Genomic DNA, 24,888 nt, shown 5'->3' on the forward strand with positions numbered 1-24,888 from the left:
GGCGCACTGCTCAGACGATGCCCTCCGCGAGTTCGGCCTGGTCACGGTCGCTGCCGTAGGCGGCGGTGGTGGGCGTGCCGTACGAACGGCGGGCGACGTACCACCAGATGCTGGCCAGGACCAGGACGATGGCGAGGGCCACGGCCGCGTAGTTCATCGTGTCGACGGTGACCGGCGAGGACTGGGGCAGACAGAACAGGACCGTCACACAGGCCACCCAGACCACCGCGATCCAGCCGACCGGTCTGCTCCACCGGCCCAGGTTCCAGGGACCCGGCCGGAACCGGTCGCCCGCGCGCAGCCGCAGCAGGACGGGGATGGCGTAGGCCGGGGTGATGCCGATGACGTTGATGGCGGTGACCGCGCCGTACGCCGTCGCCGAGTACAGGGAGGGCAGGGCGAGGACGCCGGCCACGATCACCGACAGCCACACGGCGGCGACCGGAGTCTGGGTGCGGCTGCTGACCTTGCGCCACAGGTGTGAGCCGGGCAGGGCGCCGTCCCGGCTGAACGCGAACACCATGCGACTGGCCGCGGCCACCTCGGCGTTCCCGCAGAACAGCTGGGCGACGATCACGACGAGCAGCAGCGCGCTCGCCCCGTCGGTGCCGAGGCCGTCGAGCAGGATCTGCGCGGGCGGCACGCCGGTGTCGGTGGCGCGCGTCGCGTCGTAGTCCTGGATGGCGAAGGTCAGGCCGGCCAGGAGCACGAAGCCGGCGATCCAGGACACCCAGATGGACCGTACGATGCCGCGCGCCGCGGACACCGAGGCGTTGGAGGTCTCCTCGGAGAGGTGGGCGGAGGCGTCGTAGCCGGAGAAGGTGTACTGGGCGAGCAGCAGGCCGATCGCCGCCACGTAGAGCGGGCTCGACCAGCCGGTCTCGTTGACGAACTTCGTGAACACGAAGGACGGCGACTGGTGGTGGTCCGGGACGATCGCCAGCGCCCCCACGATCAGTGCGACACCCGCCAGGTGCCACCACACGCTGACCGAGTTGAGCAGGCTGACCAGGCGGACGCCGAACAGGTTGAGCACGGCGTGCAGCAGCAGGATGGCGCAGAAGATCAGCATGGTCCTGCCGGGGGTCGGCTCGAAGCCCCACCGGAGGTTGGCGAAGGCGCCGGTGAACAGGGCGGCGCCGTAGTCGATGCCGGCGATCGCGCCGAGCAGACCGAGCAGATTCAGCCAGCCCGTGTACCAGCCCCAGCGCCGGCCGCCGAGGCGGTCCGCCATGTAGTACAGGGCGCCGGAGGTCGGATAGGCGCTGGTGACCTCGGCCAGGGCCAGGCCGACGCACAGCACGAACAGGCCGACGCCGGCCCAGCCCCACAGCATCACGGCGGGCCCGCCGGCACCCAGGCCGAAGCCGTACAGGGTCATGCAGCCGGACAGGATCGAGATCACCGAGAAGCTGATCGCGAAGTTGCCGAAGCCGCCCATGCGGCGGGCCAGCACCGGACGGTAGCCCAGTTCGCGCAGACGCTGCTCCTCGTCGTGCTGCGGCCGGGCGGGGGCGGGCGACGGATCGGGGACGGGGGGCATGCGGAGACCTCCGGGGGGTGAGGAAATCAGGGGGCGTCGGGAGTGGTTCCGGAGTCGTCGGCGGCCGCGCGGCAGCGATCCCTGGCCTGCAGGAACACCTCCACGGCACGGCCGCGGTCCGGGGTGCGGTACATCCAGGGCGGGGGCGTGAAGTACGGGCCGATCGCGTCGAACAGCCGGGCCGCGTCCGTGAATCGGAGGGCGCCCCACAGGGCGTGGGCCAGGTGGTTGAGGTCCAGCAGCGACTGTTCCGCCCGCGGTGCGTGCCCGAACCAGGAGTGCAGTGCCCGCTGTCCCTCACGGGTCGCGTCCTCCGCCACCCAGTGCAGGTCGAGTGCCGCGTCGTGTCCGCCGGCGCGCCGGTAGCGTTCGACCCGGACGTACAGCGGCAGCACGTGCAGTGCGGAGCCGGGCGGCGCCGAGGTGGCGGCCCACTGGGCGTAGCGCGCGGCCTGGGCGAGCCGGTCCGAGGAGTCGATCGCGTACAGGAACTGCAACATCCGGTGGTGGGCCTCGCGGTTGGCCGGATCGCGTCGGCCGGCCTCGGCCAGCAGCCCCCACGGGCCCGGCGGCAGCAGGGGGTCGGGCGGCGGCGTCCGGTGCTCGTCCCAGCGCTGCTCCGGATCCAGCTGGGCCAGCGCCAGCAGACAGACCCAGGGCACGGGGTCCTGCGGGGCGGTCCGGGTGGCGGACTGCGCGGCGTCCCACGCCTCGATCCACAACTGGTGCGTACGGCGGTGCCGCTCGCGCTGCGCGCGCAGGGCCCGCTCCACACCGACCCGGGCGTGCATCACCGCGGCCGGCACGCTGTGCGGCTCCTCCGCGAGCCAGGCCCGCACGACATCGGTACCGGCCGCCGCCGCCGCGAGGATCTGGGTGCGCTGGGTCCACTGCCACCAGCTCGTGGTGTCGGCGAGCAGGGCGCGCATCGCCATCCAGCGCCCGGTGCGCAGATCCTGGAGGGCGGTGCGCAGGGCGCCGTCGTGACCGGCGGGGTCGTAGGAGGGGCGTGCTCCTTCTCTGGCCATCAGCCGCCCGCCCGGGTCCGCGAGCGGACGGGCACGATGGCGGGACGAAGTGACAACAGCCCTCCCCTGGGCGGTCGTTGAAGGGTCTTGCGTGGTCGGCGGCCACTATAGGGGCGTCGTTTCCGCCTTGCCATTGTTGTCAACTAAACCAATTACGCGGGTAGTTGATCTGATTCCGGCCGCGCTTGACGCCGGACGCGACCCGGCGGCAGGCTGTTCGCGCTGATCTTCGAAGCGGCCGGACGAGGGTGCGGGAGGGTGCGATGACGGGGGCGGTGCTCGCCGTCGACCAGGGCACGTCCGGCACCAAGGCCCTGGTGGTCTGCCCCGAACGCGGTGTCCTCGGCGCCGGGTTCGCCGCCGTGACGCCCCGCTACCTGCCCGGCGGGCTCGTCGAGGCGGATCCGGCCGAGCTGTACGCCTCGGTGCTCGACGCCGGCCGTCGCGCCCTCGCCGAGGCGGGCGAGGGCGTGGTGGCCATGGGCCTGGCCAACCAGGGAGAGACCGTTCTCGCCTGGGACCCGGAGACCGGCGCCCCGCTGACCGACGCCCTGGTCTGGCAGGACCGGCGCGCCGTGACCGTCTGTGCCGAACTCGCCGGGCGAGCCGATGAGTTGTGTCAGCTGACCGGCCTGCCCGTCGACCCGTACTTCGCGGCACCCAAGATGGCCTGGATCCGCCGCCGGCTCACCCGCGAGGGCGTCGTCACCACCTCCGACGCCTGGCTGGTCCACCGCCTCACCGGCGCCTTCGTCACGGACGCGGCCACCGCCGGCCGCACCCAGCTCCTCGACCTCGACCGCGCGGAATGGTCCTCACGGGCGCTGGAGGCCTACGGGCTTGCGGACGAACGGCTCCCGCAGATCGTCGACAACGCCCAGCCCATCGGCACCACAAGGGCGTTCGGACCCGAAATCCCGCTCACCGGCCTCGTGGTCGACCAGCAGGCCGCCCTGCTGGCCCAGCGCATCACCGGACCGGGCGGCGCCAAGTGCACCTACGGTACAGGCGCGTTCCTGCTCGCGCACACCGGTGACACCCCCCGCCGCGGCACCTCCGGCCTGGTCAGCTGCGTCGCCTGGCGGCTCGCCGGAGACACCGGCTACTGCCTCGACGGACAGGTCTACACGGCCGCCTCCGCCGTCCGCTGGCTCACCGACCTCGGCGTCATCTCCTCGGCCGCCGACCTCGATCCGGTCGGCGGCACCGTCCCCGACAGCGGCGGCGTCACCTTCGTCCCCGCCCTCGCCGGGCTCGCCGCCCCCTGGTGGCGCGGCGACCTGCGCGGCTCCCTGACCGGGCTGGGCCTCGACACCGGACCCGGGCACGTGGTGCGCGCCCTGTGCGAGGGCCTGGCGGCCCAGGTCGTCGAGCTGGCGGAGGCGGCCGCGGCCGATCTCGGCACCCCGCTCGACGTGCTGCGCGTCGACGGCGGTCTGACCCGCTCCGCCCTCCTCATGCAGACCCAGGCCGACCTCCTGCAACGCCCCGTCGAGGTCTCCGCGCTCCCCGACGCCACCGCGCTCGGCGCCGCCGCCCTCGCCCGGCTCGGCGCGGACCGTACGCTGAGCGTGGAAGACGCCCTGCCCCACTGGAAGCCCGCCGCCGTGTACGAGCCCCGCATCCCGGCCGACCGCGCAGCCGAACGCCTGGCCGCGTTCCGCACCGCGGTCGCCGCGCTGCTCGGCTCATGACGGTCACCGCCGAGGGGCCACTGCCCGAGCGGACCTACGACGTGGCGGTCGTCGGCGCCGGAGTCGTCGGCTGTGCCGTCGCCCGCGAACTGGCCCGTCACCCCCGTCTGCGCATCGCCCTGGTCGAGGGCCGGGACGACGTCGGCCAGGGCACCTCCAAGGCCAACACCGCGATCCTGCACACCGGTTTCGACGCAACCCCGGGGTCCCTGGAGGCCCGGCTGGTCCGCGAGGGCTCCCGGCGTCTTGCCGCCTACGCCGCCGAGTCCGGCATCCCCGTCGAACGGGTCGGCGCCCTGCTCGTCGCCTGGGACGAGGAAGAACTGGCCGCCCTGCCGCGCCTGGCCGAGAAGGCCGAGCGCAACGACCACCCGGACACCGGGCTTCTCGACGCCGACGAGCTGTACGCCCGTGAGCCACACCTCGGCCCCGGCGCGCTCGGCGCGCTGCACGTGCCCGGCGAGAGCATCATCTGTCCCTGGACGACGACCCTGGCGTACGCCACCCAGGCGGTCCGCGCCGGCGTCCACCTGCACCTGAACACCACCGTGGACCGGGCCCGCCGGGGCGACGACGGTCATCTCCTGACCACCTCCAGGGGACCCCTGCGCACACGCCACCTGGTCAACGCGGCCGGACTGCACGCCGACACCCTCGACCGGGCCCTCGGCCACGACGACTTCACCGTCACCCCGCGCCGCGGCCAGCTCATCGTCCACGACAAGCTCGCCCGGCCCCTGGTCCGGCACATCCTCCTCCCCGTCCCGACCGCCCTCGGCAAGGGCGTCCTGGTCGCCCCCACCGTCTACGGCAACGTCCTGCTCGGCCCCACCGCCGAGGACCTGCACGACAAGCGGGCCACCGGCTCCACCGCCGAGGGCCTCGCCCTGCTGCGGGAGAAGGGCGGCCGCATCCTGCCCGCCCTGCTCCGGGAGGAGGTCACCGCCGTCTACGCCGGACTGCGCGCGGCCACCGAGCACGAGGACTACCGCATCACCGCCCACCCCGAGCAGGCCAGCGTCACCGTCGGCGGCATCCGCTCCACCGGACTGACCGCGTCCATGGCCGTCGCCGCGCACGTCGTCGCCCTGCTGGCCGACGGCGGGCTCGACCTCGGCCCGACGCGGGAACCCGACCCCGTGCGCATGCCCACCCTCGGGGAGGCCTTCCCGCGCCCGTACCAACGGCCCGAACTCATCGCCGCCGACCCGGAGTACGGCACCCTCGTCTGCCACTGCGAACGCGTCTCCCGCGGCGAGATCCGCGACGCCCTCGGCAGTACGATCCCGCCGCGCACCCTGGACGGCCTGCGCCGCCGCACCCGGGCCCGGGCGGGCCGCTGCCAGGGCTTCTACTGCGGGGCGGCCGTGCGACAGCTGTTCGAGGAGGCGGGCACGTGACCGGGGAACGCACGGTACGCCGGGTCGACGTCCTCGTCGTCGGCGCCGGTCCCGCCGGACTCGCGGCCGCGGCGCGCCTGGCCACCGCCGGAGCCGGGCGGGTCGAGGTGCTGGAGCGGGAGGCGACGGCCGGGGGAGTGCCGCGGCACTGCGCGCACGGCGGCTTCGGCACCTGGACCCACCCGCTGACCGGCCCCGGGTACGCCCGCCTGCTCGTCGAGGGCGCCATGCGCGCGGGGGCCGTCGTGCGGACCGGTGTGACGGTCCTGGACTGGGCGGACGGGGGACCGGAGGGCGCCGGAAGCACTCTGGAACCCGTGGGTCCGGCAGCACAGCGCACCGCCGCCGGTCCGGCAGCGGCCACCTGTGTCCTCACGGCCGTCGGCCCCGGCGGGCCGGAGACGATCGCGGCGCGAGCCGTCGTCCTGGCCACCGGCTCCCGCGAACGCCCCCGCGCGGCCCGGCTGGTGCCCGGCACCAGGCCCGCGGGCGTCTACACCACCGGCGAACTCCAGCAGGCGGTACACCTGTTCGGGCAGTCGATCGGCACCCGTGCGGTGGTCGTCGGCGCCGGGGACGTCGCATACGCGGCGGCCGGCACCGTCCGTGCCGCCGGGGCCGACGTCGTCGCCCAGGTCACGGAACACCCGCGCGCCGACACGGCACGCGCCCGCGCCCAGTGGGCCCGCCTCGGGCGCGGCATCCCGCTCCTCACCCGCACCACGGTCGCCGAACTCCTCGGCCACGGCCACCTGTCCGGCGTCCGGGTCCGCCACCGCGACGGCCGTACGGCCACCCTGCCCTGCGACACGATCGTCTTCACCGGCGACTTCGTCCCCGACAACGAACTCGCCCGCCGGGCCGGCATCACGCTGGGCACGAGCCCGCACACCTCGCGTCCGGGCGTCTTCGCCGCCGGCGGTGTACTGCACCCCGGGCAGCGTGCCAGGGCGGCGACCCGGGACGGCGCAGAGGCGGGCGGTGCGGTTCTGGAGTGGCCGGCGGGAGGGCGGTGGCCGGGACCGCCCCGGCCCGGCTCCTGATCGGGCGGCCCCGGCCGTCCCGCGCTTCAGCCGCCGCGGCACCGGCCAGGAGCCGGACCTCGGAACCACCACGGACACCCCCGCCGAGCCGGACTCCTCGCCGTCCCAACCCGGCGGGATGCCGGGACGGTCAGGCGTCGAGGCCGCCATGACCCCCTGACGAGGTCTGACGAGGTACATCAGGCCGAGGTCTCGGGGCAGCGGCCGCAGAAACGGGTGACACGCCTCGGAATCTCATCCGGCCGGCCCCGGTGACCGGCTCAGGTGAGTGGCTCCGGCCGGCTCACAGGTCCGTGTAGGAGCCGTGCCGCCCGGCACCCCCGGCGAACCGGGCCGCACCCTCCAGGCCCTCCGCCAGCACGTCCATGCCGTACCGGAGTTCGCCCCGCATCGCGCTCTCCTCGTCCAGACCGTCCTGGTCCAGCACCGAGGCCCGGTCGCCGCGCAGGCAGGCCTGCGGGAAGCGGGCGATGGCCGCCGCCAGCTCCTCGGCCTCGGCGCGGGCGCGGCCGGTGGGGACGAGACGGTTGGCGAGGCCGATGTCGTAGGCCTCGCGGGCCGGGACCGGGCGGCCGGTCAGGACCATGTCCATGGCCCGGCTGGTGCCGATCAGCCGGGGCAGCCGTACCGTGCCGCCGTCGATCAGCGGTACGCCCCAGCGGCGGCAGAACACCCCGAACACGGCGTCCTCCTCGGCGACCCGGAGATCGCACCACAGGGCCAGTTCCAGGCCGCCCGCGACGGCGTGCCCCGCGACGGCCGCGACGACCGGCTTGGACAGCCGCATCCGGGTCGGCCCCATGGGCCCGTCGCCCTCCTCGGCGACCCGGTTGCCGCGCTCGCCGCCCATCGCCTTCAGGTCGGCGCCCGCGCAGAACGTGCCGCCCTCGCCCCAGAGCACCGCCACCCGCGCGTTCCCGTCGGCCTCGAACTCCCGGAAGGCCGCCACGAGTTCCAGGGCCGTCGGGCCGTCCACCGCGTTGCGGACCTCGGGGCGGGACAGGACGATCGTGGTGACGTGCTCCTTGTGCTCCACACGGACCGGCACGGCGGGTACTCCTTCTCAGGGGTGGCTCGAAGGGCCACTCTCCCTCAGATGACCTTCAGCCGCACCAGCGCCCCCAGCGTCAATGCCCCCGGCACCAGCGGCACCCAGACGGTGATGATGCGGTAGGCCAGAACCACCGCCGTGGCCACCGCCACCGGGCCGCCCGCCGCCACCAGGGCCACGATCAGCGCCGCCTCCACGGACCCGATCCCGCCCGGCGTGGGCACCAGCGCCACCGCGACCGTCGCCGCGAGGTACGCGAGCGCCATGTGCGCGGGCGGCACCGGCAGCCCCAGTGCCTGTCCCACCGCCACCAGGCCGGCGGCCTGCAGGGCGGGGAAGGCGAGCGAACCGCCCCACAGCGCGAGCGCCCGGGTCGGACGGGTGTGCACCGAGCGGGCCTCGCTGAGGGCGGTGCGTACGAAGCCGAGCACGGGCACGCGCAGGCGTCGTGCGAGCGCCAGCGCGGCCACCGCCACTGCCGGCACCGCTCCTGCGACGGCGAGCGTCGGTCCGACCGCCCCGGAGGGCAGCAGGGTGCCGAGCCGCAGCGCGTCGGGGAAGACGAGCAGCAGCGCGGCCAGCAGGCTCAGCCGGGCGACCGATTCGGCGAGCAGATACAGGGCAAGGGCAGCGGAGGACCGGGCGAGGGGCACCCCGCACACGGTCATGAAGCGCAGGTTGACCGCGCCCGCGCCCAGCCCCGTCGGCAGCAGGTGGTTGGCCGAGCCCGCCGCGAACTGGGTGGCCAGCAGCCGCCACCGGGGCAGCCGCTGCACGACGGCGCCCTGCCGGGTGACGGCGGCGGCCACCCAGGTCAGACAGGTCGCGCCGGCCGCCGCCAGCAGCCAGGGCCACGAGGCGGTCCGCAGCTGGCCGAAGCCCTCGACGAGCACCGACCGGTGCCGCACCGCGACGATCGCCACGAGCAGGAGCGGCAGCAGACACAGGATCTGCCGCACGGGGACGCGTCGGGCGAGCCGGGGGAGGCGTCCCTCGCGGAAGTCGGGGAGTCGTACCGCTGTCACATCCGGAGAGGGTTTCCGCGCCACGCCAACGGCGGGTGGCGCGAGCACGGACGGCGGCTTACGGACGGGCAGCGGATGAGCGGAAGGAGTCATGGAGGCCTTTGGATGCGAGGAAGCCGGTCGGGGTGAAAAGGCGCGGACCTTGACCTCAACGAAGCTTGAGGTCCTACGTTCTCTCCCATGAGCATGGAGACCACCGCATGGACGCAGCTGCACAGCGTGATGACCGCGCAGCAGCAGCGCCGCCCCTTCGCCCGCGCCACATTGCGCCGTATCGCCGCCTTCGCCCGCCCGCATCGCTCGGGTATCGTCCGATTCGTACTGCTCGGCGTGGTGTCCGCACTCCTCGCCGTGGCCACCCCGGTCCTCGCCGGCCGCGTCGTCGACGCGATCGTGGCGGGGCACGACTCCGGGACGGTCGTACGACTCTCTCTGCTCATCGCGCTCGTCGCCCTCGCGGAGGCGGGGCTCGGCATCCTCGGACGGCGCCTGTCGGCGACGCTCGGGGAGGGACTCATCCTCGACCTGCGCACGGCCGTGTTCGATCATGTGCAGCGCATGCCCGTCGCGTTCTTCACACGTACCCGTACGGGCGCGCTGGTCAGCCGACTCAACAACGACGTGATCGGCGCCCAGCGGGCGTTCGCCAACACCCTGTCGGGCGTGGTCACCAACCTGGTGACCCTGGTGCTCACCCTCGCCGTCATGCTCACCCTGTCCTGGCAGATCACCCTCCTCGCACTGGTGCTGCTGCCGGTGTTCGTGCTGCCCGCCCGCCGCATGGGCAGCCGGATGGCCCGGATGCAACGCGAGGCGGCCGAGCTCAACGCGGCCATGGGCAACCGGATGACCGAGCGCTTCTCCGCGCCGGGCGCCACCCTGGTCAAGCTCTTCGGCCGGCCGGAGGAGGAGTCGGCGGAGTTCGCGGCCCGCGCCCACCGCGTCCGCGACATCGGGGTGCGCACCGCGACGGCCCAGTCGGTGTTCATCACCTCCCTCACCCTGGTCTCGGCCCTCGCCCTGGCCCTCGTCTACGGTCTCGGCGGCTGGTTCGCCCTGAGCGGCACCCTGGAGGCGGGCGCGGTCGTCGCCCTCGCCCTCCTGCTGACCCGGCTCTACGCCCCGCTCACCGCGCTCGCCGGTGCCCGTGTGGAGGTGATGAGCGCGCTGGTCAGCTTCGAGCGGGTCTTCGAAGTGCTCGACCTGAAGCCGCTCATCGAGGAGAGGCCGGACGCCGTGGAGGTGCCCGAGGGGCCGGTCGCGATCGAGTTCGAGGACGTCACCTTCGCCTACCCGTCCGCCGACCAGGTCTCGCTCGCCTCCCTGGAGGAGGTCGCCGCCCTCGACACCCGTGGCGGTGCCGAGGTCCTGCACGGCATCTCGTTCCGTGCCGAACCCGGCCGGACCGTCGCGCTGGTCGGCTCCTCCGGCGCCGGCAAGTCCACCATCGCCCAGCTCCTGCCGCGCCTGTACGACGTCGACGGCGGTGCCGTCCGCATCGGCGGGGTCGACGTCCGCGACCTGACCGCCGGCTCCCTGCGCGCCACGCTCGGCATGGTCACCCAGGACGGCCACCTCTTCCACGACACCGTCCGCGCCAACCTGCTGCTGGCCCTCCCGGCCGCCACGGACGACGAGCTGTGGGACGCCCTCGGCCGTGCCCGCCTCGCCGAGGTCGTACGGAGCCTGCCCGACGGGCTGGACACGGTCGTCGGCGAACGCGGCTACCGGCTCTCCGGCGGCGAACGCCAGCGCATGACCATCGCCCGGCTGCTGCTCGCCCGCCAGCGCGTGGTGATCCTCGACGAGGCCACGGCCCATCTGGACAACACCTCGGAGGCCGCGGTCCAGGAGGCGCTCACCGAGGCCCTGGAGGGCCGTACCGCCGTGGTGATCGCCCATCGGCTGTCCACCGTCCGGGCCGCCGACGAGATCCTGGTCGTGGAGGCCGGCCGGATCGTGGAGCGGGGCACGCACGAGGAACTGCTCGCGGCGGGCGGACGGTACGCGGAGCTGTACCGGACGCAGTTCGCCCGGCGGGACGACGAGGTGACCGCGGTCTGACGGACACCTCCCGAGCGGCCGGCACCGCGTCGGCCGCCGGGAGGCGGCGGTCCATGTCCATGACCCACGTCCAACCTCTTGACTCCCGTGGTCCGGACCTTTAACTTCACGCCTTAAACAAAGACTCCGGATGCACTCAACACCCAGTCGCCGCTTCCGTGTTGGGCCCGCGTTCCGGCACCCCCACGCGAAAGGCCGCCCCCACCCATGGCCAGACCACTCCCCGCAGCCGTCTCGCTCGCCGCCCTGTCCCTCGCCACCGGCCTGCTCACCGCCGCCCCGGCCCAGGCCGCCACCGGCACCATCACCGGCCTGGCCGGCAAGTGCCTCGACGTCGCCGGGGCAAGCTCGGCCGACGGCACGGCCGTCCAGCTCTACGACTGCAACGGCACCGCCGCCCAGCAGTGGACGGCCGGCAGCGACGGCACCCTTCGCGCCCTCGGCAAGTGCCTCGACGTCACCGGCAGTTCCACCGCCGACGGTGCCAAGGCGCAGCTGTGGTCCTGTACCGGCGGCGCGAACCAGAAGTGGACCGTCACCGCCGCCCACGACATCGTCAACCCCCAGGCGAACAAGTGCCTGGACGTCACCGGCAACACCTCCGCCAACGGCACCCGGGCACAGATATGGAGCTGCAGCGGCGCCGCCAACCAGAAGTGGAACGCCCCCGCGGCGGACGGCGGCTCCGGCTCCGCGCCCATGGCCGTGGCGCCCTACCTCTACAACGGCTGGGGCAGCCCGCCGAACCCGAGCACGATCACCCAGGCCACCGGCGTGAAGTGGTTCACCCTCGCCTTCGTGCTCAGCAACGGCTACTGCAACCCCCAGTGGGACGGCAGCCGCCCGCTGGCCGGCGGGGTCGACCAGCAGACCGTCAACACGGTCCGGGCGAACGGCGGCGACATCATCCCGTCCTTCGGCGGCTACAGCGGCAACAAGCTGGAGAGCTCCTGCTCCAGCGCGGGCGAACTCGCCGCCGCCTACCAGAAGGTGATCAACGCCTACGGTCTGGAGGCGATCGACATCGACATCGAGGCCGACGCCTACAGCAACCCCACCGTGCAGCAGCGCACCGTGGACGCCCTCAAGACCGTGCAGGGCAACAACCCCGGCCTGAAGGTGTACATCACCATCGGCACCGGACAGAGCGGCCCGGACACGAGCCTCATCAACCGGGCCGCCTCCTCCGGGCTGACCGTCGACGCCTGGGCGATCATGCCGTTCGACTTCGGCGGCGCCGGACAGAACATGGGCAACCTCACCGTGCAGGCGGCCGAAGGCCTGAAGAACGCCCTGAAGAACGCCTACCACTACAGCGACGACCAGGCCTACCGGGACATGGGCATCTCGTCCATGAACGGCATCACCGACAACAACGAGACCGTCACGGTCAACGACTTCCGGACCATCCTCGCCTACGCCCAGCAGCACCACCTGGCCCGGCTCACCTTCTGGTCGGCCAACCGCGACCGCCCGTGCACCGGCGGCCCCGCCGACAGCTGCTCAGGTGTCTCCCAGTCCGCCTGGGACTACACCCGCGTCTTCGCCGGCTACACAGGCTGACCCCCTCCCTCCCGGTCCCCACCCGCAAGGAGAACCCGTGCCTCCCCTCTCCCGCCGCGGCAGATCCGCCGCGGCCGCGCTGGCCGCCGTCGCGGCCGCGTCCCTGCTCACCGCGGCACCCGTGCGAGCCGCGGCCTCCGCGGCCGCAGCCCTGCCCACCGGCTCCGCCACCGTCATGAACGCCGCCAGCGGCAAGTGCCTGGACGCCAAGGCCGCCGGCACCGCCAACGGCACCGTCGTACAGCAGTACACGTGCAACGGCACCACGGCACAGCAATGGAGTTTCACCGCGACCGGCGACGGCCACGTCCGCATCGGCAACGGCAACAGCACAGGCCAGGTCGTGGACGTCGCCGACGTCTCCACCGCCGACAACGCACCGGTGCACCTGTGGGGCTACGGCGGCGGCGCCAACCAGCAGTGGCTGCCGGTGGACGACGGCGGCGGCGCCTTCCACTTCGTCAACCGGAACAGCGGCAAGTGCCTGGACGATCCGGGCGCCTCGCTCGCGGACAGCCTGCAGTTCGTGCAGTACACCTGCAACGGCACGGCCGCCCAGCGCTTCCAGGTGGTCCCGGTGACTCAGTCCACGACCGATCCCGACCTCGGCCCGAACGTCGCCGTCTTCGACCCGTCGATGTCGTCCTCGGCCATCCAGAGCAAGCTGGACACGATCTTCAAGCAGCAGGAGACCAATCAGTTCGGCTCCCAGCGCCACGCCGTGCTGTTCAAGCCCGGCGCCTACAGCGCGGACGTCAACGTCGGCTTCTACACCCAGGTGCTGGGCCTCGGCCTGACCCCCGACGCCGTCTCCGTCAACGGGGCGGTGCACGCGGAGGCGGACTGGTTCCAGGGCAACGCCACACAGAACTTCTGGCGCGGTGCCGAGAACCTGTCGGTCAACCCCACGGGCGGCAGCGACCGCTGGGCGGTCTCGCAGGCGGCGCCGTACCGGCGGATGCATCTGCGGGGCAACCTCGCCCTGGACGACAGCGGCTGGTCCAGCGGCGGTTATCTCGCCGACAGCAAGGTCGACGGACAGGTCGACTCCGGCAGCCAGCAGCAGTGGCTGACCCGCAACTCCCAGCTGGGCAGCTGGACCGGCTCCAACTGGAACATGGTCTTCGTCGGCAGCCAGGGAGTCCCGGCCACCAGTTTCCCCAAGCCGCCGCACACGACGGTCGCGCAGACCCCGGTCAGCCGGGAGAAGCCGTTCCTGTACGTCGACGGCTTCGGCAGCTACCAGGTCTTCGTGCCGTCGCCACGGACCGGCTCCACCGCGACGAGCTGGGCCGGCGGCAGCCCGTCGGGCAGCTCGCTGTCCCTGGACACCTTCTACGTCGTCAAGCCGGGCGCGACCGCGTCCCAGATCAACTCCGCGCTCACCGCGGGCAAGAACCTCCTGGTCACCCCGGGCGTCTACCATCTGGACGAGACCCTGAAGGTGACCCGCCCCGACACCGTGGTCCTCGGCCTGGGGCTCGCCACCTTCGTCCCGGACAACGGCATCACCGCGATGACCGTCGCCGACGTCGACGGTGTGAAGATCGCCGGCCTGCTCTTCGACGCCGGCACCACCAGCTCGAAGACCCTGCTCGAGGTCGGGCCGGCCGGCTCCTCCGCCTCCCACGCGGCCGACCCGACCTCCCTGCACGACATCTACGTCCGCATCGGCGGCGCGGGCGTCGGCAAGGCGGCCACCGGTGTCGTCGTCAACAGCGACCACGTCATCGGTGACCACATGTGGATCTGGCGCGCCGACCACGGCAGCGGCGTCGGCTGGACCAGCAACACAGCCGACACCGGGCTCACGGTCAACGGCGCCGACGTGACGATGTACGGGCTGTTCGTCGAGCACTTCCAGAAGTACCAGGTCATCTGGAACGGCAACGGCGGCCGCACCTACTTCTTCCAGAACGAGATGCCGTACGACCCGCCGAACCAGTCGGCGTGGATGAACGGTTCCACCCAGGGCTACGCCGCCTACAAGGTCGCCGACTCCGTCACCGGCCACCAGGCCTACGGCCTCGGCAGCTACTGCTACTTCAACGTCAACCCGAACGTGACCGCCGCGCACGCCATCGAGGCACCGAACAACGCGAACGTCCGCTTCACCAGCATGGTGACCGTCTCCCTCGGCGGCACCGGCACCATCAGCCACGTCGTCAACAACACGGGAGGACCCTCCAACTCGGCCACCAACGTGGCCGACCTCACCAGCTATCCCTGACCGGTACGGGCGGCGGGGACACCAGGTCCTCGCCGCAGCCGGGATCCGTCCCGTCCCACCCCGTGTCTGCGCGGGCCGCCGACTCGACATCGAGGCAGACTGGACCGAAGAGGACGGGAGGACCGCTTCGGTGACGGGTCTGCTGTGGGAGTACGACGGCTACGACCCCGCGGAGGAACGCCTGCGGGAGTCCCTGTGCACCCTGGGCAACGGCTGCTTCGCCACCCGGGGCGCGCTGCCCGAGTGCGCCGCGGACGCCGTGCACTACCCGGGCACCTACGCGGCCGGCTGCTACAACCGGCTCACCTCCGAGATCGCCGGGCGCCGGGTCGAGAACGAGGACATGGTCAACCTCCCGGACTGGCTGCCGTTCCGCTTCCGCCCCGCCGGCCACGACTGGCTCACCCCCGACACCGCCCCGGTCACCGAGCACCATCTGGCCCTCCATCTGGACCCGGGCGTACTGGAGCGCCGCACCCGCTACCGGCTCCCCGCCGGCGGCACGCTTCTGGTCCGGCAGCTCCGACTCGTCCACATGGCCGACCCGCATCTCGCCGTCCTGCGCACCGACCTCACCGCCGAGGGCCGCACCGCCGAGCTGGATGTCGAGGCCGCGCTCGACGGAAGCGTCACCAACTCCGGAGTCGCCCGCTACCAGGACCTGGACGGCCGGCACCTCACCCACGTCGAGGCCGGCAGTGCCGCACCCGGTACGGCGTGGCTGCGCTGCCGTACCCGTACCTCGGACATCGTCGTCGGGCTCGCCTCACGGCTGCGGGCCGACGCACCGGTCGAGGACGCGCACGAAGCGCAGCGGGCCGTGCAGCGCCTGCGGCTGTCCCTGACACCCGGCCGTACGGTCACCGTGGACAAGACCGTCGCCCTGCACACCTCCCGCGACCCCGCCATCAGCGACGCGCTGTGCGCGGCCCTCGACCGGGTCACCGACGCACCCGGCTTCGACGAACTGCTCAGCTCGCACAGCACCGCCTGGGAGCAGCTGTGGCGGCGGGCCCGGCTGGAGGTTCCCGGCGAACCCGGCCGCATCCTGCGCCTCCACCTCTTCCACGTGCTGCAGACCCTCTCCCCGCACACCGCAGACCTCGACGTCGGCGTGCCCGCGCGCGGACTGCACGGCGAGGCGTACCGGGGGCACGTCTTCTGGGACGAGCTGTTCGTCCTGCCCTACCTCAACCTCCATCTCCCCGAGGTCTCCCGCGCCCTGCTCCGCTACCGCCACCGCCGCCTGGACGCGGCCCGGCACGCGGCCCGCCAGGCCGGCCGGCGCGGTGCGCTGTACCCGTGGCAGAGCGGCAGCGACGGCCACGAGGAGACCCAGGAACTGCACCTCAACCCCCGCTCGGGGCACTGGCTGCCCGACCACTCCCGGCTGCAGCGGCACGTCGGCTCGGCGGTGGCGTACAACGTGCTCCAGTACTGCGAGGCCAGCGGTGACACCGACTTCCTGCAGACCGAGGGCGCCGAGATGCTGCTGGAGATCGCCCGCTTCTGGGCCGACTCGGCCGCCTACGACGAGCACCTCGGCCGACACCGCATCCGCGGTGTGGTGGGCCCCGACGAGTACCACGACGCCTACCCCGACGCGCCCGTACCCGGTCTGGACGACAACGCGTACACCAACGTCACCGCCGCCTGGGTGCTCAAGCGCGCCCTCGGCCTGTTTCGCTCCCTGCCCGAGCCGCGCCGCCGCGAACTCACCGAGCGCACCGGCCTGGAAGACGACGAACTCGCCCGCTGGGAGGAAGTCTCCCGAACCCTCCACGTGCCCTTCCACGACGGTGTGATCAGCCAGTTCGAGGGCTACGGCGACCTTGCCGAGCTGGACTGGCACGGCTACCGCGAGCGGTACGGCGACATCCGGCGCCTGGACCGGATCCTGGAGGCGGAGGGCAACACCGTCAACCGCTACAAGGCGTCCAAACAGGCCGACGTCCTGATGCTCGGGTATCTGTTCTCACCGGCCGAACTCCGTGACCTCTTCACCTGGTTGGGCCATCGCCTCGACGAGGACACCTGGACCGCGACGGTCGACCACTATCTGCACCGCACCACGCACGGCTCCACCCTCAGCGGCCTGGTCCACGGCTGGATCCTGGCCCGCGCCCGCCGCGCCGACGCCTGGACCTTCGTCCAGGAGGCCCTGCGCGGCGACATCGCCGACGTCCAGGGCGGCACCACCGGCGAGGGCATCCACCTCGGCGCCATGGCCGGCACCCTCGACCTCGTCCAGCGCTGCCTCACGGGCCTGGAGACCCGCGACGGACTGCTCTGGCTCGACCCGGTCCCGCTGCCGGAACTCTCGACCTACGGCTTCGCGTTGCGCTACCACGGCCACTGGGGCGTCCGCCTGCGCCTGCGCTCCGGCCAGCTGGAGGCCGCCATTCCGTCCTCCCCCGGCCGTACCCCCATCGACATCCGGCTGCCGGACCGTGTGGTCCGGGTCGGGCCGGGGGAGAGGGTACGGATGCGACTGCCCGACTGACCCGCTCCTGGTGCGCGATGTCTCGACGGCGGCCGTCGTCGGGCCCAGGATTCCCTCGCATGGGGGTCGGTGTCGGTACGGGAGCGGAGACGAGGACATGCGGGAGACGATCGCGACCGGGTGGCCGGGGCGGCGGGCGCCCGCCGGTCGGGGTGCCGACGGGCAGGCCCTGCTGCGCGCACTGGCGGTGGACGACGAGGAACCCGCGCTCGAAGAGCTGCTGTACCTCCTGGGCGGGGACCCGCGGGTCGGCACCGTCGTGCCCGCCCTGGACGCCGGCGAGGCGCTGCGCGTGCTCGAACGGGCCATGGCGGCCGGGCCGGACGGCCCCGAGGCCGTCGACGTCGTCTTCCTCGACATCAACATGCCCGGACTGGGCGGCCTGGACCTGGCGGACCTGCTCGGCGGCTTCGCCGCACCACCGCTGATCGTCTTCGTCACCGCCCACGAGGACTTCGCGCTGCGGGCCTTCGACCTCAAGGCCGTGGACTACCTGCTCAAACCCCTCCGCAAGGAGCGCTTCGCGGAAGCCGTACGACGCGTCGCCGAGCTGACCCGGGCCGGACAGGGCCCCAGGCCCCCGGCCGGCCAGGGCGGGCCGGGACCGGAGCCGGCCGGCGCGCTCGGCGACCAGGTCCCCGTGGAGCTGGGCGGGGTGACACGCTTCGTCCCGATCGCCGACATCACCTACGTCGAGGCACACGGCGACTACGCGCGACTGCACACCCGGCAGGGCAGCCACCTGGTGCGGATCCCGCTGTCCACGCTGGAGGAGCAGTGGCGCTCCCGCGGGTTCGTGCGCATCCACCGCAGCCGTCTGGTGGCCCTCGGCCGCATCGAGGAACTCCGCCTGGACGGCGGCAATCTGACCGTCAGGATCGGCGACCGCATCCTCGCCGTGAGCCGCCGCAACGCCCGGGAACTGCGGGATCTGCTGGCCAGGCGGGCCCAGGGCGCGGGGGGCGCGCCGCGGTGAACCGCCGGCTGCCGGGAGGCGACCGCGGCGCGGCTGTGGCGAGGGTGTGGCGAACCTCGTCGTGCGTCTATCTCACCGATGGCGCGCTGCGTACACTCGCCGCAACAAGGTGATCACCGCGGCGTCGGGGGAGTGCGTCATGGGTGCGGATTCCGTCCCTCGCAGAGAAGTGGTCACCGGAGGGCCCCGCACCGACCGCCCCGGCCCCTCGTCGCACCGCCCGACTAGCACACCCGGCATCCGCCCCGCAGCCCCCGGCGAGGCCACCCTGGTCAGGGCACTCATGCGGCGTCAGATGCGGGCCGCTCTCACGGCCACGGCCCTGCTCGCGGTCTCCCTCGGTCTGCTTCCCGTACTCCTGCGGATCCTTCCGCTCGCCGGCACCCGGCCGAGCGTCCCGCTCGCCGTGTGGCTCGTCCTGGGCGTGGCCCCGTATCCGGCCCTGCTGTGCACGGGAGCCTGGTACGTCCGCCGTGCCGAGCGCAACGAGGGTGACGTGACCGCGCGTTGAACCAGACGTACGGAATAGCCGGCGTGTCGGCCGTGGTCCTCGCCACGGTGCTCGTCGGCGCGCTGGGCCTGCGCATCTCCCGGACCACCTCCGACTTCTACGTCGCCTCGCGCAGCGTCCCGCCGCGGCTCAACGCGTTCGCGGTCAGCGGTGAGTACCTGTCCGCGGCGTCCTTCCTCGGCGTCGCCGGACTCGTCCTCGCCCAGGGCGTCGACATGCTGTGGTTCCCCATCGGCTACACCGCCGGATTCCTGGTCCTGCTGGCCTTCGTCGCCGCCCCGCTGCGCCGCTCCGGCGCCTACACCCTGCCCGACTTCGCCGAGGCACGGCTGGAGTCCCGGGCCGTCCGGCGGATCGCGAGTGTGCTCGTCGTCGGCGTCGGCTGGCTCTATCTGCTGCCCCAACTGCGCGGCGCCGGACTGACCCTGCGGCTGCTCACCGGCGCGCCCAGCTGGTTCGGCGGTCTGGTCGTCGCCGCCGTGGTGACCGTGGCGGTGGCCGCCGGAGGCATGCGCAGCATCACCTTCGTCCAGGCCTTCCAGTACTGGCTGAAACTCACCGCCCTGCTGGTGCCCGCCGTGTTCCTGCTGCTCGCCTGGCGCGCCGACCACAGCCCGGTCCCGGCCTGGGACGAACGGCCCGTCTTCCAGCGCTCCACCCAGATGCGTGTCGACAGCCCGCTCACCGTCTCCGTGCACGAACCGGTCCGTGTCACCGCGACCGGAACCGTCGACGGACGGACCGTGACCGGCGGCCCCGTCACCCTCGGCACCGGCACCCACCGGATCGGCGCCGACACCACCCTGCGGTTCCCGGCGGGCGCCCGTGTGCCCGTACCCGACGACGGCGCCGACCGTGCGGCCCCGCCGAGCTGGGCCGACCCCCTGTCGGCCGGCCGTGAACAGCACGGCCTCTACGCCACCTACGGGCTGATCCTCGCCACCTTTCTCGGCACCATGGGGCTGCCGCACGTCGTCGTGCGCTTCTACACCAACCCCGACGGCCGCGCCGCCCGCCGCACCACCGTCGTCGTGCTCGGCCTCCTCGGCGCCTTCTACCTGCTGATCCCCCTCTACGGCGTGCTCGGCCGGCTCTACGCGCCCGACCTGCTGCTGACCGGCGACACCGACGCCGCCGTCCTCGTCCTGCCGCAGCGGCTGATCGGCGGAGCCGGCGGCGACCTGCTCGGCGCCCTGGTCGCGGGCGGCGCCTGCGCGGCGTTCCTGTCCACTGTCTCCGGACTCACCATGTCCGTCGCCGGCGTACTCGCCCAGGACGTGCTGCCGACCCTCGGCATCCGGCACTTCCGGCTGGCCACCCTGCCGGCGATCGCGGTGCCCACCGCCGCCAACACCGTCGTCAGCGACCTGCCCGTGGCCGACGCGGTCGGCCTCGCCTTCGCCGTGTCCGCCTCCTCCTTCTGCCCGCTGCTCCTCCTCGGCATCTGGTGGCGCGGCCTCACCCCGCCGGGCGCGATCGCCGGACTGCTCCTCGGCGGCGGTTCGGCGCTGACCGCGGTGACGGTGACCATCGCCGGCGGGGCCCGCTCCGGCCCGCTGCACACCCTGCTGGCCTGGCCCGCCGTCTGGTCGGTACCCGTCGGGTTCGCCGCGATGGTGCTGATCTCGCTCGCCACCCGCGAGCGTGCCCCGGCGAGCGCCGACGCCACGATGGCCCGGCTCCATCTGCCCGAGGCGCTCACCGCCGGGGCCGCGCCGCAGCACGCAGGGCCGCAGCGAGCCCGAGGGCGCCGCCCGTGACCGCACTGGGCACCGTCGCTCTCGTCGTGGCCGCGCTCGCGCTGTTCGCCCTCGGCGTCGCCCTGGGCCATGCCGGCGCCCGCCGGCAGCAGGAGAATCCGGCCGGCCCCGGCACCCCCGTCGAACGGGCCACCTTCCACACCCTGCACACGGCCTCGCTCGCCGCACCGCCGCTGCGCGCGGGCCTCACCCCCGACACCGCCCGCAAGGCGGCCAGGCGGCTGCGCCCCCTGCTCGGCACGGTCGCCCTCGCCCTCACCGACGAGGAGTCCGTGCTCGCCTGGGACGGCGCAGGCGACCACCACCGCGCCGAGGCCGAGGCCCAGCTCGCCCATGCCCTGCGCACCGGCCGCGCCCAGACCTTCGCGCTGTCCTGCGGCGACGACGGCTGCCCGGTCCGCTGGGGCGTGGTCGCACCGCTCGGTGTCGACGGCCGGGCCCCCGGCACGCTCGCCGCATTCGGCGGCCAGGAGTCCGCCGTGATCGTCCGGGCCGCCGAGGAGGTGGCCCGCTGGGTCTCCGTGCAACTCGAACTCGTCGACCTGGACCGGGCCCGCTCCGGCGTGATCGAGGCCGAGATCCGGGCACTGCGGGCCCAGATCTCCCCGCACTTCATCTACAACTCCCTGGCGAGCATCGCCTCGTTCGTCCGCACGGACCCCGAGCGGGCCCGGGAACTCCTGCTGGAGTTCGCCGACTTCACCCGCTACTCCTTCCGGCGGGGCGGCGACTTCACCACCCTCGCTCAGGAGCTGCGCTCCATCGAGCAGTACCTCGAACTCGCGCGCGCCCGCTTCGGCAGACGCCTCGAAGTGACCCTGCGGATCGCCCCCGAGGTGCTGCCGGTCACCCTGCCGTTCCTCTGCCTGCAGCCCCTCGTCGAGAACGCGCTCAAACACGGTCTGGAGGAGTCCGTGGACCGCGGCCACATCATGATCATCGCGGAGGACGAGGGCACCGAGGCCCGGGTCGTCATCGAGGACAACGGCGTCGGCATGGATCCCCAGCGACTGCGCGACATCCTGCGCGGCCGGGGCGGTCCGGACGCCGGCATCGGCCTGAGCAACGTGGACATGCGCCTGCGCCAGGTGTACGGGGACGAGCACGGCCTCGTCATCGAGACCGGTGTGGGCGCCGGCACGAAGATCACCGTACGCGTCCCGAAGTTCCGCCCGGGCATCCCCGCGGCATGAACCACCTGAAGCACGACGACATGAAACGGACGGAAGAACGCATGGACATGAACACCGAGCCCGCTGCCCCCGCCGCCACCGAGCAGGCCCTGACGCTCCTGCGGGAACTCGGTGCCGACGGCATGGCGCACCCGGGCGGCACCCTCCTCGCGCACCTCGGGCGCGTACAGGCCCGGCTCGCGGTGTGGGGTGCCCGCCCCGCCCTGCAGCTCGCCGGTCTCTGCCACGCCTTCTACGGCACCGACGGCTTTCCCACCGGGCTGCTGGCCGTGGACCGCCGAGCGGACCTCACGGCGGTGATCGGCGCCGAGGCCGAGGCGATCGTCCACCTGTACGCCTCCTGCGACCGCCAGGCCACCTACCCGGACCTCGCCCGGCCCGACGGCCCCTTCCACGACCGTTTCACCGGCCGGTCCCGGATTCCGGAAGCGCAGCTGCGCCGCGACTTCGCCGAACTGTCGGCCGCCAACGAACTCGACCTCGCCCGCATCGACCCCGCCTTCCGCGACCGATGGGGCCCCGACCTCCTCGCTCTCTTCACCCGCCTTCAGGACCTGCTGAGCCCCGACGCATGGCTCGACTGCCGCACGGTCCTCGCCGCCCCCGCGCGGTGATCCTGCCTTGCCCGCGCCGGATGCCCGGCGCAGTCTGTTCCTATGGGCGCTCACGACGGCCCCACGCTCATCACGTCCGTGCAGCGAGCCTTCCGGCTGCTGGAGGCGGTGAGCGCGCACGAGAACGGCGCGCCGGCGAAACAGCTGGCACGCGAGACGGAGCTGCCCCTGGCCACCGCCTATCACCTGCTGCGCACCCTGGTCCACGACGGATACGTGCGGAAACTGGACGACGGCGGCTTCATCCTCGGGGACAAACTGAAGTCCCTGCACGCCGCCGGCCGTGCGCAGACCCTGCTCAGCCGCGTCCGCCCGGCCCTCGCCGGCCTGCGGGACGACCTGTCCGCCGCCACCTACCTCACGTTCTACGAGGAGGGCGAGATCAGGGTCGCCGAGATCGTCGACGGTCCCCGTACGCCACGGGTGGACCTCTGGGTCGGCTTCGAGGACGCCGGACACGCCACCGCGCTGGGCAAGTCCGTCCTGCGTGAGCTGGACGAAGAAGACCGCCGGGACTATCTGTCCCGGCATCACCTCCCCGATCTCACGCCCCGGACGATCACCAGCCTTCCGGAGCTGCTCCGCAGGCTCGAATCCGCCCCGCTGGCACCGGCCGTCACAGACCTCGAGGAGTACGCGCTCGGCACGGTGTGCGTGGCCGTGCCCGTCTACTGCGGGGACACGCTCGGCTCGCTCGGTGTCTCCCTGCCCGTGGAGCGGCACGTCCAGCTCCAGGAGGTCCGGGCCCGGCTGCTCCCGATCGCGAGCCGTGTGACCAGGGGCCTCTCGCTCACTATCTGAAAACCCGCGCCTTGTGGCTGCCCGCACCCAGCCCGTTTCCTTGATGAAACGGACATTCCGGGTTTTAACCCCTTACCGGCGAGGACTGCGGACGACCCATGAGCCAGGCCCGACACCATGATGGCGACCACGCGCCGATGCGGCAGTTCAGGAACCGTGTGGCCGGTGTCCGGGCGTCGGTCCACCGGCGTGCCGCCGGGCAGCTGGCCGCCGGGATGTCCGTGCTGCCGGTGGTGGTCGTCGCCGTCGTCGTGATGGCCGACATCGCCGGAGGGGCGGGGATGATCTGGCTGCCGCTGCTGGCGGCCGGACCCGCCCTGGCCGCCGCCACCAACGGCCCGCGCGGTGTACTCGGCGTCGGTCTCCTGGCGGCCGGCATGGGCGCGGTGCTGGGCACCGGGAGGGGGGTTCCCAGCCACGAGCTGGCGGCCGTGCTCTCCGCCGTGCTGGCCGTCACCGCGGCGAGCGGCCTGGCCAGCGTGCTGCGTGACCGTCGGGAACGGGTCCTCGCCGCCGTCCGCTCGGTCGCCGAGGCCGCCCAGCACGCGCTGCTCCAGCCCGTCCCGGAGACCGTCGGCCCGTTCCGGGTGGCCGTCCGCTACAGCGCCGCGGCGGCGGAGGCGCGGATCGGGGGCGACCTCTACGCCCTGGTGCCCACCCCGCACGGGATCCGGCTGATCGTCGGCGACGTGCGCGGCAAGGGGCTGCCCGCCGTGGGGACCGCCGCACTCGTGCTCGGGGTCTTCCGGGAGGCCGCCTGCGACGAGCCCGACCTGCTCGCCGTCGTCGGCAGGATCGAGCGGAGCCTGGCGCGCAACCTCGGCCCCGACGACTTCGTCACCGCCGTGGTCGCCGGATACTCGCTGTCGGGGCATCTGGAAGTGGTCAACTGCGGACACGCGCCGCCGCTGCTGATATCCGCATCCGGAGACGTCGTGGCGGTGGAGCCGACCCATCCCTCTCCGCCCCTCGGGCTGCGCGCCCTGTCGGGCCAGGCCCCCCGCCTCCAGCGGCTGTCCTTCGACGTGGGAGACCAGCTGCTGCTCTACACCGACGGGGTCACCGAGGCCCGCGATCACGAGCGCGAGTTCTATCCGCTGGCCGACGGGGTGGCGCGGCATGTCTGCGGCGATCCGGCACGCACGCTCACCGCGCTCCACGACGAGCTGCTGGCGCATGTGGGCGGCCGGCTGCACGATGACGCGGCCCTGCTGCTGATCCGTAAGCAGTCCGAGGACGGACCGGCCGCCGTGGCGTCCCCGTCAGGTGCCTCGGCCCATCAGGAGCCGCGTCTCATATCGTGACCAGTTCGGCCCACCGCGTGACCCCGCCGGGGTGGACGCGTATGCCGTGACGAGTCGCGAGGGCGTGCACGATCGCCTCGCCCCGGCCGTGCTCGTCCGGGTCGATCCCCGGGCGGGACTGCCCTGCCGGAAGCGCGGCTCCCGCGTCGGTGACCTCGACGCGCAGGGTGGAGCGCCCGCCGACGTGAACCCAGGACAGCCGCAGCACGGCCGGGGGCACGGCGTGCACGATCGCGTTGGTGACCAGCTCCGACACCATGACCAGGCTGTCCTCTACGATCTCCGTGGCCACGTCCCAGTCGGCGAGGACAGCCGCCACGCGGCGGCGTACGGCGGGGACGGCGCCGGGGACGGGCGGCAGCGGACACACGTGTTCGCATGCCTGCCGAAGCAGCGTGTTCAGCTGAGCCGCCATGGTCTCTCCTCGGGTCTGCCAACCGGTCGGGCACCGTTCCGCAGTGCGTGTCCGGGCCATGAAGCACGCTATGAAGACAAACCGGGCAGGTCAATGAACGGCGGTCGGCATTACCGAACGCTTGGCTCCGGCCGACGTCGGAGGGCCCGCCCGCCCGCGAAGCGAACCGT

At 73.1% G+C, this 24,888-nt stretch carries 18 protein-coding genes and 1 pseudogene; 14 read left to right on the forward strand and 5 right to left on the reverse strand.

Annotation, left to right across the window (positions count from 1 at the left end; genetic code table 11):
• Window positions 1–10: 10 nt before the first annotated feature.
• Both ACIRU3_RS07395 and ACIRU3_RS07400 read right to left on the reverse strand, forming a co-directional pair.
• A complete protein-coding gene (locus tag ACIRU3_RS07395) occupies window positions 11–1,543 on the reverse strand; it encodes an amino acid permease (protein ID WP_404052651.1) in 1,533 nt (510 codons plus the stop codon).
• Window positions 1,544–1,569: 26 nt separating this feature from the next.
• A complete protein-coding gene (locus ACIRU3_RS07400; RefSeq protein WP_404052654.1) occupies window positions 1,570–2,571 on the reverse strand; it encodes a hypothetical protein in 1,002 nt (333 codons plus the stop codon).
• A 263-nt stretch (window positions 2,572–2,834) separates the two neighbouring features.
• Here ACIRU3_RS07400 and ACIRU3_RS07405 point away from each other — a divergent pair, with 263 nt between their 5' ends.
• From ACIRU3_RS07405 to ACIRU3_RS07415, 3 genes and pseudogenes are all read left to right on the forward strand, one after another.
• A complete protein-coding gene (locus tag ACIRU3_RS07405) occupies window positions 2,835–4,265 on the forward strand; it encodes an FGGY family carbohydrate kinase (RefSeq protein WP_404052657.1) in 1,431 nt (476 codons plus the stop codon).
• Complete coding sequence (locus tag ACIRU3_RS07410) at window positions 4,262–5,665, forward strand: FAD-dependent oxidoreductase (protein WP_404052660.1); 1,404 nt, start codon at window positions 4,262–4,264, stop codon at window positions 5,663–5,665. The genes ACIRU3_RS07405 and ACIRU3_RS07410 overlap by 4 nt, the downstream gene beginning before the upstream one ends.
• Window positions 5,662–6,693 (forward strand): annotated as a pseudogene (locus ACIRU3_RS07415) (NAD(P)/FAD-dependent oxidoreductase); the annotation flags it as partial. The gene ACIRU3_RS07410 and the pseudogene ACIRU3_RS07415, both read left to right, overlap by 4 nt.
• A gap of 298 nt (window positions 6,694–6,991) precedes the next feature.
• Here the strand turns inward: ACIRU3_RS07415 and ACIRU3_RS07420 are convergent.
• Both ACIRU3_RS07420 and ACIRU3_RS07425 read right to left on the reverse strand, forming a co-directional pair.
• Window positions 6,992–7,756 carry a crotonase/enoyl-CoA hydratase family protein gene (locus tag ACIRU3_RS07420; RefSeq protein WP_404052663.1) on the reverse strand — a complete coding sequence of 255 codons (765 nt, stop codon included), beginning with the start codon at window positions 7,754–7,756 and terminating at the stop codon, window positions 6,992–6,994.
• 44 nt (window positions 7,757–7,800) lie between these two features.
• Complete coding sequence (locus ACIRU3_RS07425) at window positions 7,801–8,784, reverse strand: YbhN family protein (protein ID WP_404052666.1); 984 nt, start codon at window positions 8,782–8,784, stop codon at window positions 7,801–7,803.
• A 186-nt stretch (window positions 8,785–8,970) separates the two neighbouring features.
• Between ACIRU3_RS07425 and ACIRU3_RS07430 the strand changes: the two genes are divergently transcribed.
• From ACIRU3_RS07430 to ACIRU3_RS07480, 11 genes are all read left to right on the forward strand, one after another.
• Window positions 8,971–10,848 carry an ABC transporter ATP-binding protein gene (locus tag ACIRU3_RS07430; RefSeq protein ID WP_404053201.1) on the forward strand — a complete coding sequence of 626 codons (1,878 nt, stop codon included), beginning with the start codon at window positions 8,971–8,973 and terminating at the stop codon, window positions 10,846–10,848.
• Window positions 10,849–11,055: 207 nt separating this feature from the next.
• Complete coding sequence (locus ACIRU3_RS07435; protein WP_404052669.1) at window positions 11,056–12,411, forward strand: lectin; 1,356 nt, start codon at window positions 11,056–11,058, stop codon at window positions 12,409–12,411.
• Between the two features lie 37 nt (window positions 12,412–12,448).
• On the forward strand, window positions 12,449–14,641 hold the full coding sequence (locus ACIRU3_RS07440) for an RICIN domain-containing protein (protein ID WP_404052672.1): 2,193 nt from the start codon (window positions 12,449–12,451) through the stop codon (window positions 14,639–14,641).
• A 130-nt stretch (window positions 14,642–14,771) separates the two neighbouring features.
• Window positions 14,772–17,144, forward strand: a complete 2,373-nt coding sequence (locus tag ACIRU3_RS07445; RefSeq protein ID WP_404052676.1) for a glycoside hydrolase family 65 protein — start codon at window positions 14,772–14,774, stop codon at window positions 17,142–17,144.
• Between the two features lie 169 nt (window positions 17,145–17,313).
• Window positions 17,314–18,120, forward strand: a complete 807-nt coding sequence (locus tag ACIRU3_RS07450; protein ID WP_404053204.1) for a LytR/AlgR family response regulator transcription factor — start codon at window positions 17,314–17,316, stop codon at window positions 18,118–18,120.
• Between the two features lie 139 nt (window positions 18,121–18,259).
• The gene (locus ACIRU3_RS07455) at window positions 18,260–18,631 is read left to right on the forward strand and encodes a hypothetical protein (protein WP_404052679.1); all 372 of its coding nucleotides are present in this window, start codon (window positions 18,260–18,262) and stop codon (window positions 18,629–18,631) included.
• A complete protein-coding gene (locus ACIRU3_RS07460; RefSeq protein WP_404052682.1) occupies window positions 18,628–20,391 on the forward strand; it encodes a cation acetate symporter in 1,764 nt (587 codons plus the stop codon). The genes ACIRU3_RS07455 and ACIRU3_RS07460 overlap by 4 nt, the downstream gene beginning before the upstream one ends.
• Window positions 20,388–21,584 (forward strand): sensor histidine kinase, encoded by a 1,197-nt coding sequence (locus ACIRU3_RS07465; RefSeq protein WP_404052684.1) that lies wholly within the window; start codon window positions 20,388–20,390, stop codon window positions 21,582–21,584. The genes ACIRU3_RS07460 and ACIRU3_RS07465 overlap by 4 nt, the downstream gene beginning before the upstream one ends.
• Window positions 21,585–21,631: 47 nt before the next feature.
• Window positions 21,632–22,198 (forward strand): DUF6817 domain-containing protein, encoded by a 567-nt coding sequence (locus ACIRU3_RS07470; RefSeq protein WP_404053208.1) that lies wholly within the window; start codon window positions 21,632–21,634, stop codon window positions 22,196–22,198.
• 42 nt (window positions 22,199–22,240) lie between these two features.
• Window positions 22,241–22,999 (forward strand): IclR family transcriptional regulator, encoded by a 759-nt coding sequence (locus ACIRU3_RS07475; RefSeq protein WP_404052687.1) that lies wholly within the window; start codon window positions 22,241–22,243, stop codon window positions 22,997–22,999.
• Between the two features lie 98 nt (window positions 23,000–23,097).
• Window positions 23,098–24,303 (forward strand): PP2C family protein-serine/threonine phosphatase, encoded by a 1,206-nt coding sequence (locus ACIRU3_RS07480; RefSeq protein ID WP_404052689.1) that lies wholly within the window; start codon window positions 23,098–23,100, stop codon window positions 24,301–24,303.
• Here ACIRU3_RS07480 and ACIRU3_RS07485 read toward each other — a convergent pair.
• Window positions 24,293–24,718, reverse strand: a complete 426-nt coding sequence (locus ACIRU3_RS07485; RefSeq protein ID WP_404052692.1) for an ATP-binding protein — start codon at window positions 24,716–24,718, stop codon at window positions 24,293–24,295. The two genes, ACIRU3_RS07480 and ACIRU3_RS07485, sit on opposite strands and share 11 nt — an antisense overlap.
• Window positions 24,719–24,888: the final 170 nt, after the last annotated feature.

Origin of the sequence: Streptomyces sp. NPDC101151 (assembly GCF_044768335.1) — a bacterium.
In the GTDB taxonomy this organism is placed as follows: domain Bacteria; phylum Actinomycetota; class Actinomycetes; order Streptomycetales; family Streptomycetaceae; genus Streptomyces.

What these genes read in the sequence shown, in the direction of transcription:
- ACIRU3_RS07395 (WP_404052651.1), bottom strand. Translation starts at nt 1,543, where the DNA reads ATGCCCCCCGTCCCCGATCCGTCGCCCGCCCCCGCCCGGCCGCAGCAC.
- ACIRU3_RS07400 (WP_404052654.1), bottom strand. Translation starts at nt 2,571, where the DNA reads ATGGCCAGAGAAGGAGCACGCCCCTCCTACGACCCCGCCGGTCACGAC.
- ACIRU3_RS07405 (WP_404052657.1), top strand. Translation starts at nt 2,835, where the DNA reads ATGACGGGGGCGGTGCTCGCCGTCGACCAGGGCACGTCCGGCACCAAG.
- ACIRU3_RS07410 (WP_404052660.1), top strand. Translation starts at nt 4,262, where the DNA reads ATGACGGTCACCGCCGAGGGGCCACTGCCCGAGCGGACCTACGACGTG.
- ACIRU3_RS07430 (WP_404053201.1), top strand. Translation starts at nt 8,971, where the DNA reads ATGGAGACCACCGCATGGACGCAGCTGCACAGCGTGATGACCGCGCAG.
- ACIRU3_RS07435 (WP_404052669.1), top strand. Translation starts at nt 11,056, where the DNA reads ATGGCCAGACCACTCCCCGCAGCCGTCTCGCTCGCCGCCCTGTCCCTC.
- ACIRU3_RS07455 (WP_404052679.1), top strand. Translation starts at nt 18,260, where the DNA reads ATGGGTGCGGATTCCGTCCCTCGCAGAGAAGTGGTCACCGGAGGGCCC.
- ACIRU3_RS07470 (WP_404053208.1), top strand. Translation starts at nt 21,632, where the DNA reads ATGAACACCGAGCCCGCTGCCCCCGCCGCCACCGAGCAGGCCCTGACG.
- ACIRU3_RS07475 (WP_404052687.1), top strand. Translation starts at nt 22,241, where the DNA reads ATGGGCGCTCACGACGGCCCCACGCTCATCACGTCCGTGCAGCGAGCC.
- ACIRU3_RS07480 (WP_404052689.1), top strand. Translation starts at nt 23,098, where the DNA reads ATGAGCCAGGCCCGACACCATGATGGCGACCACGCGCCGATGCGGCAG.
- ACIRU3_RS07485 (WP_404052692.1), bottom strand. Translation starts at nt 24,718, where the DNA reads ATGGCGGCTCAGCTGAACACGCTGCTTCGGCAGGCATGCGAACACGTG.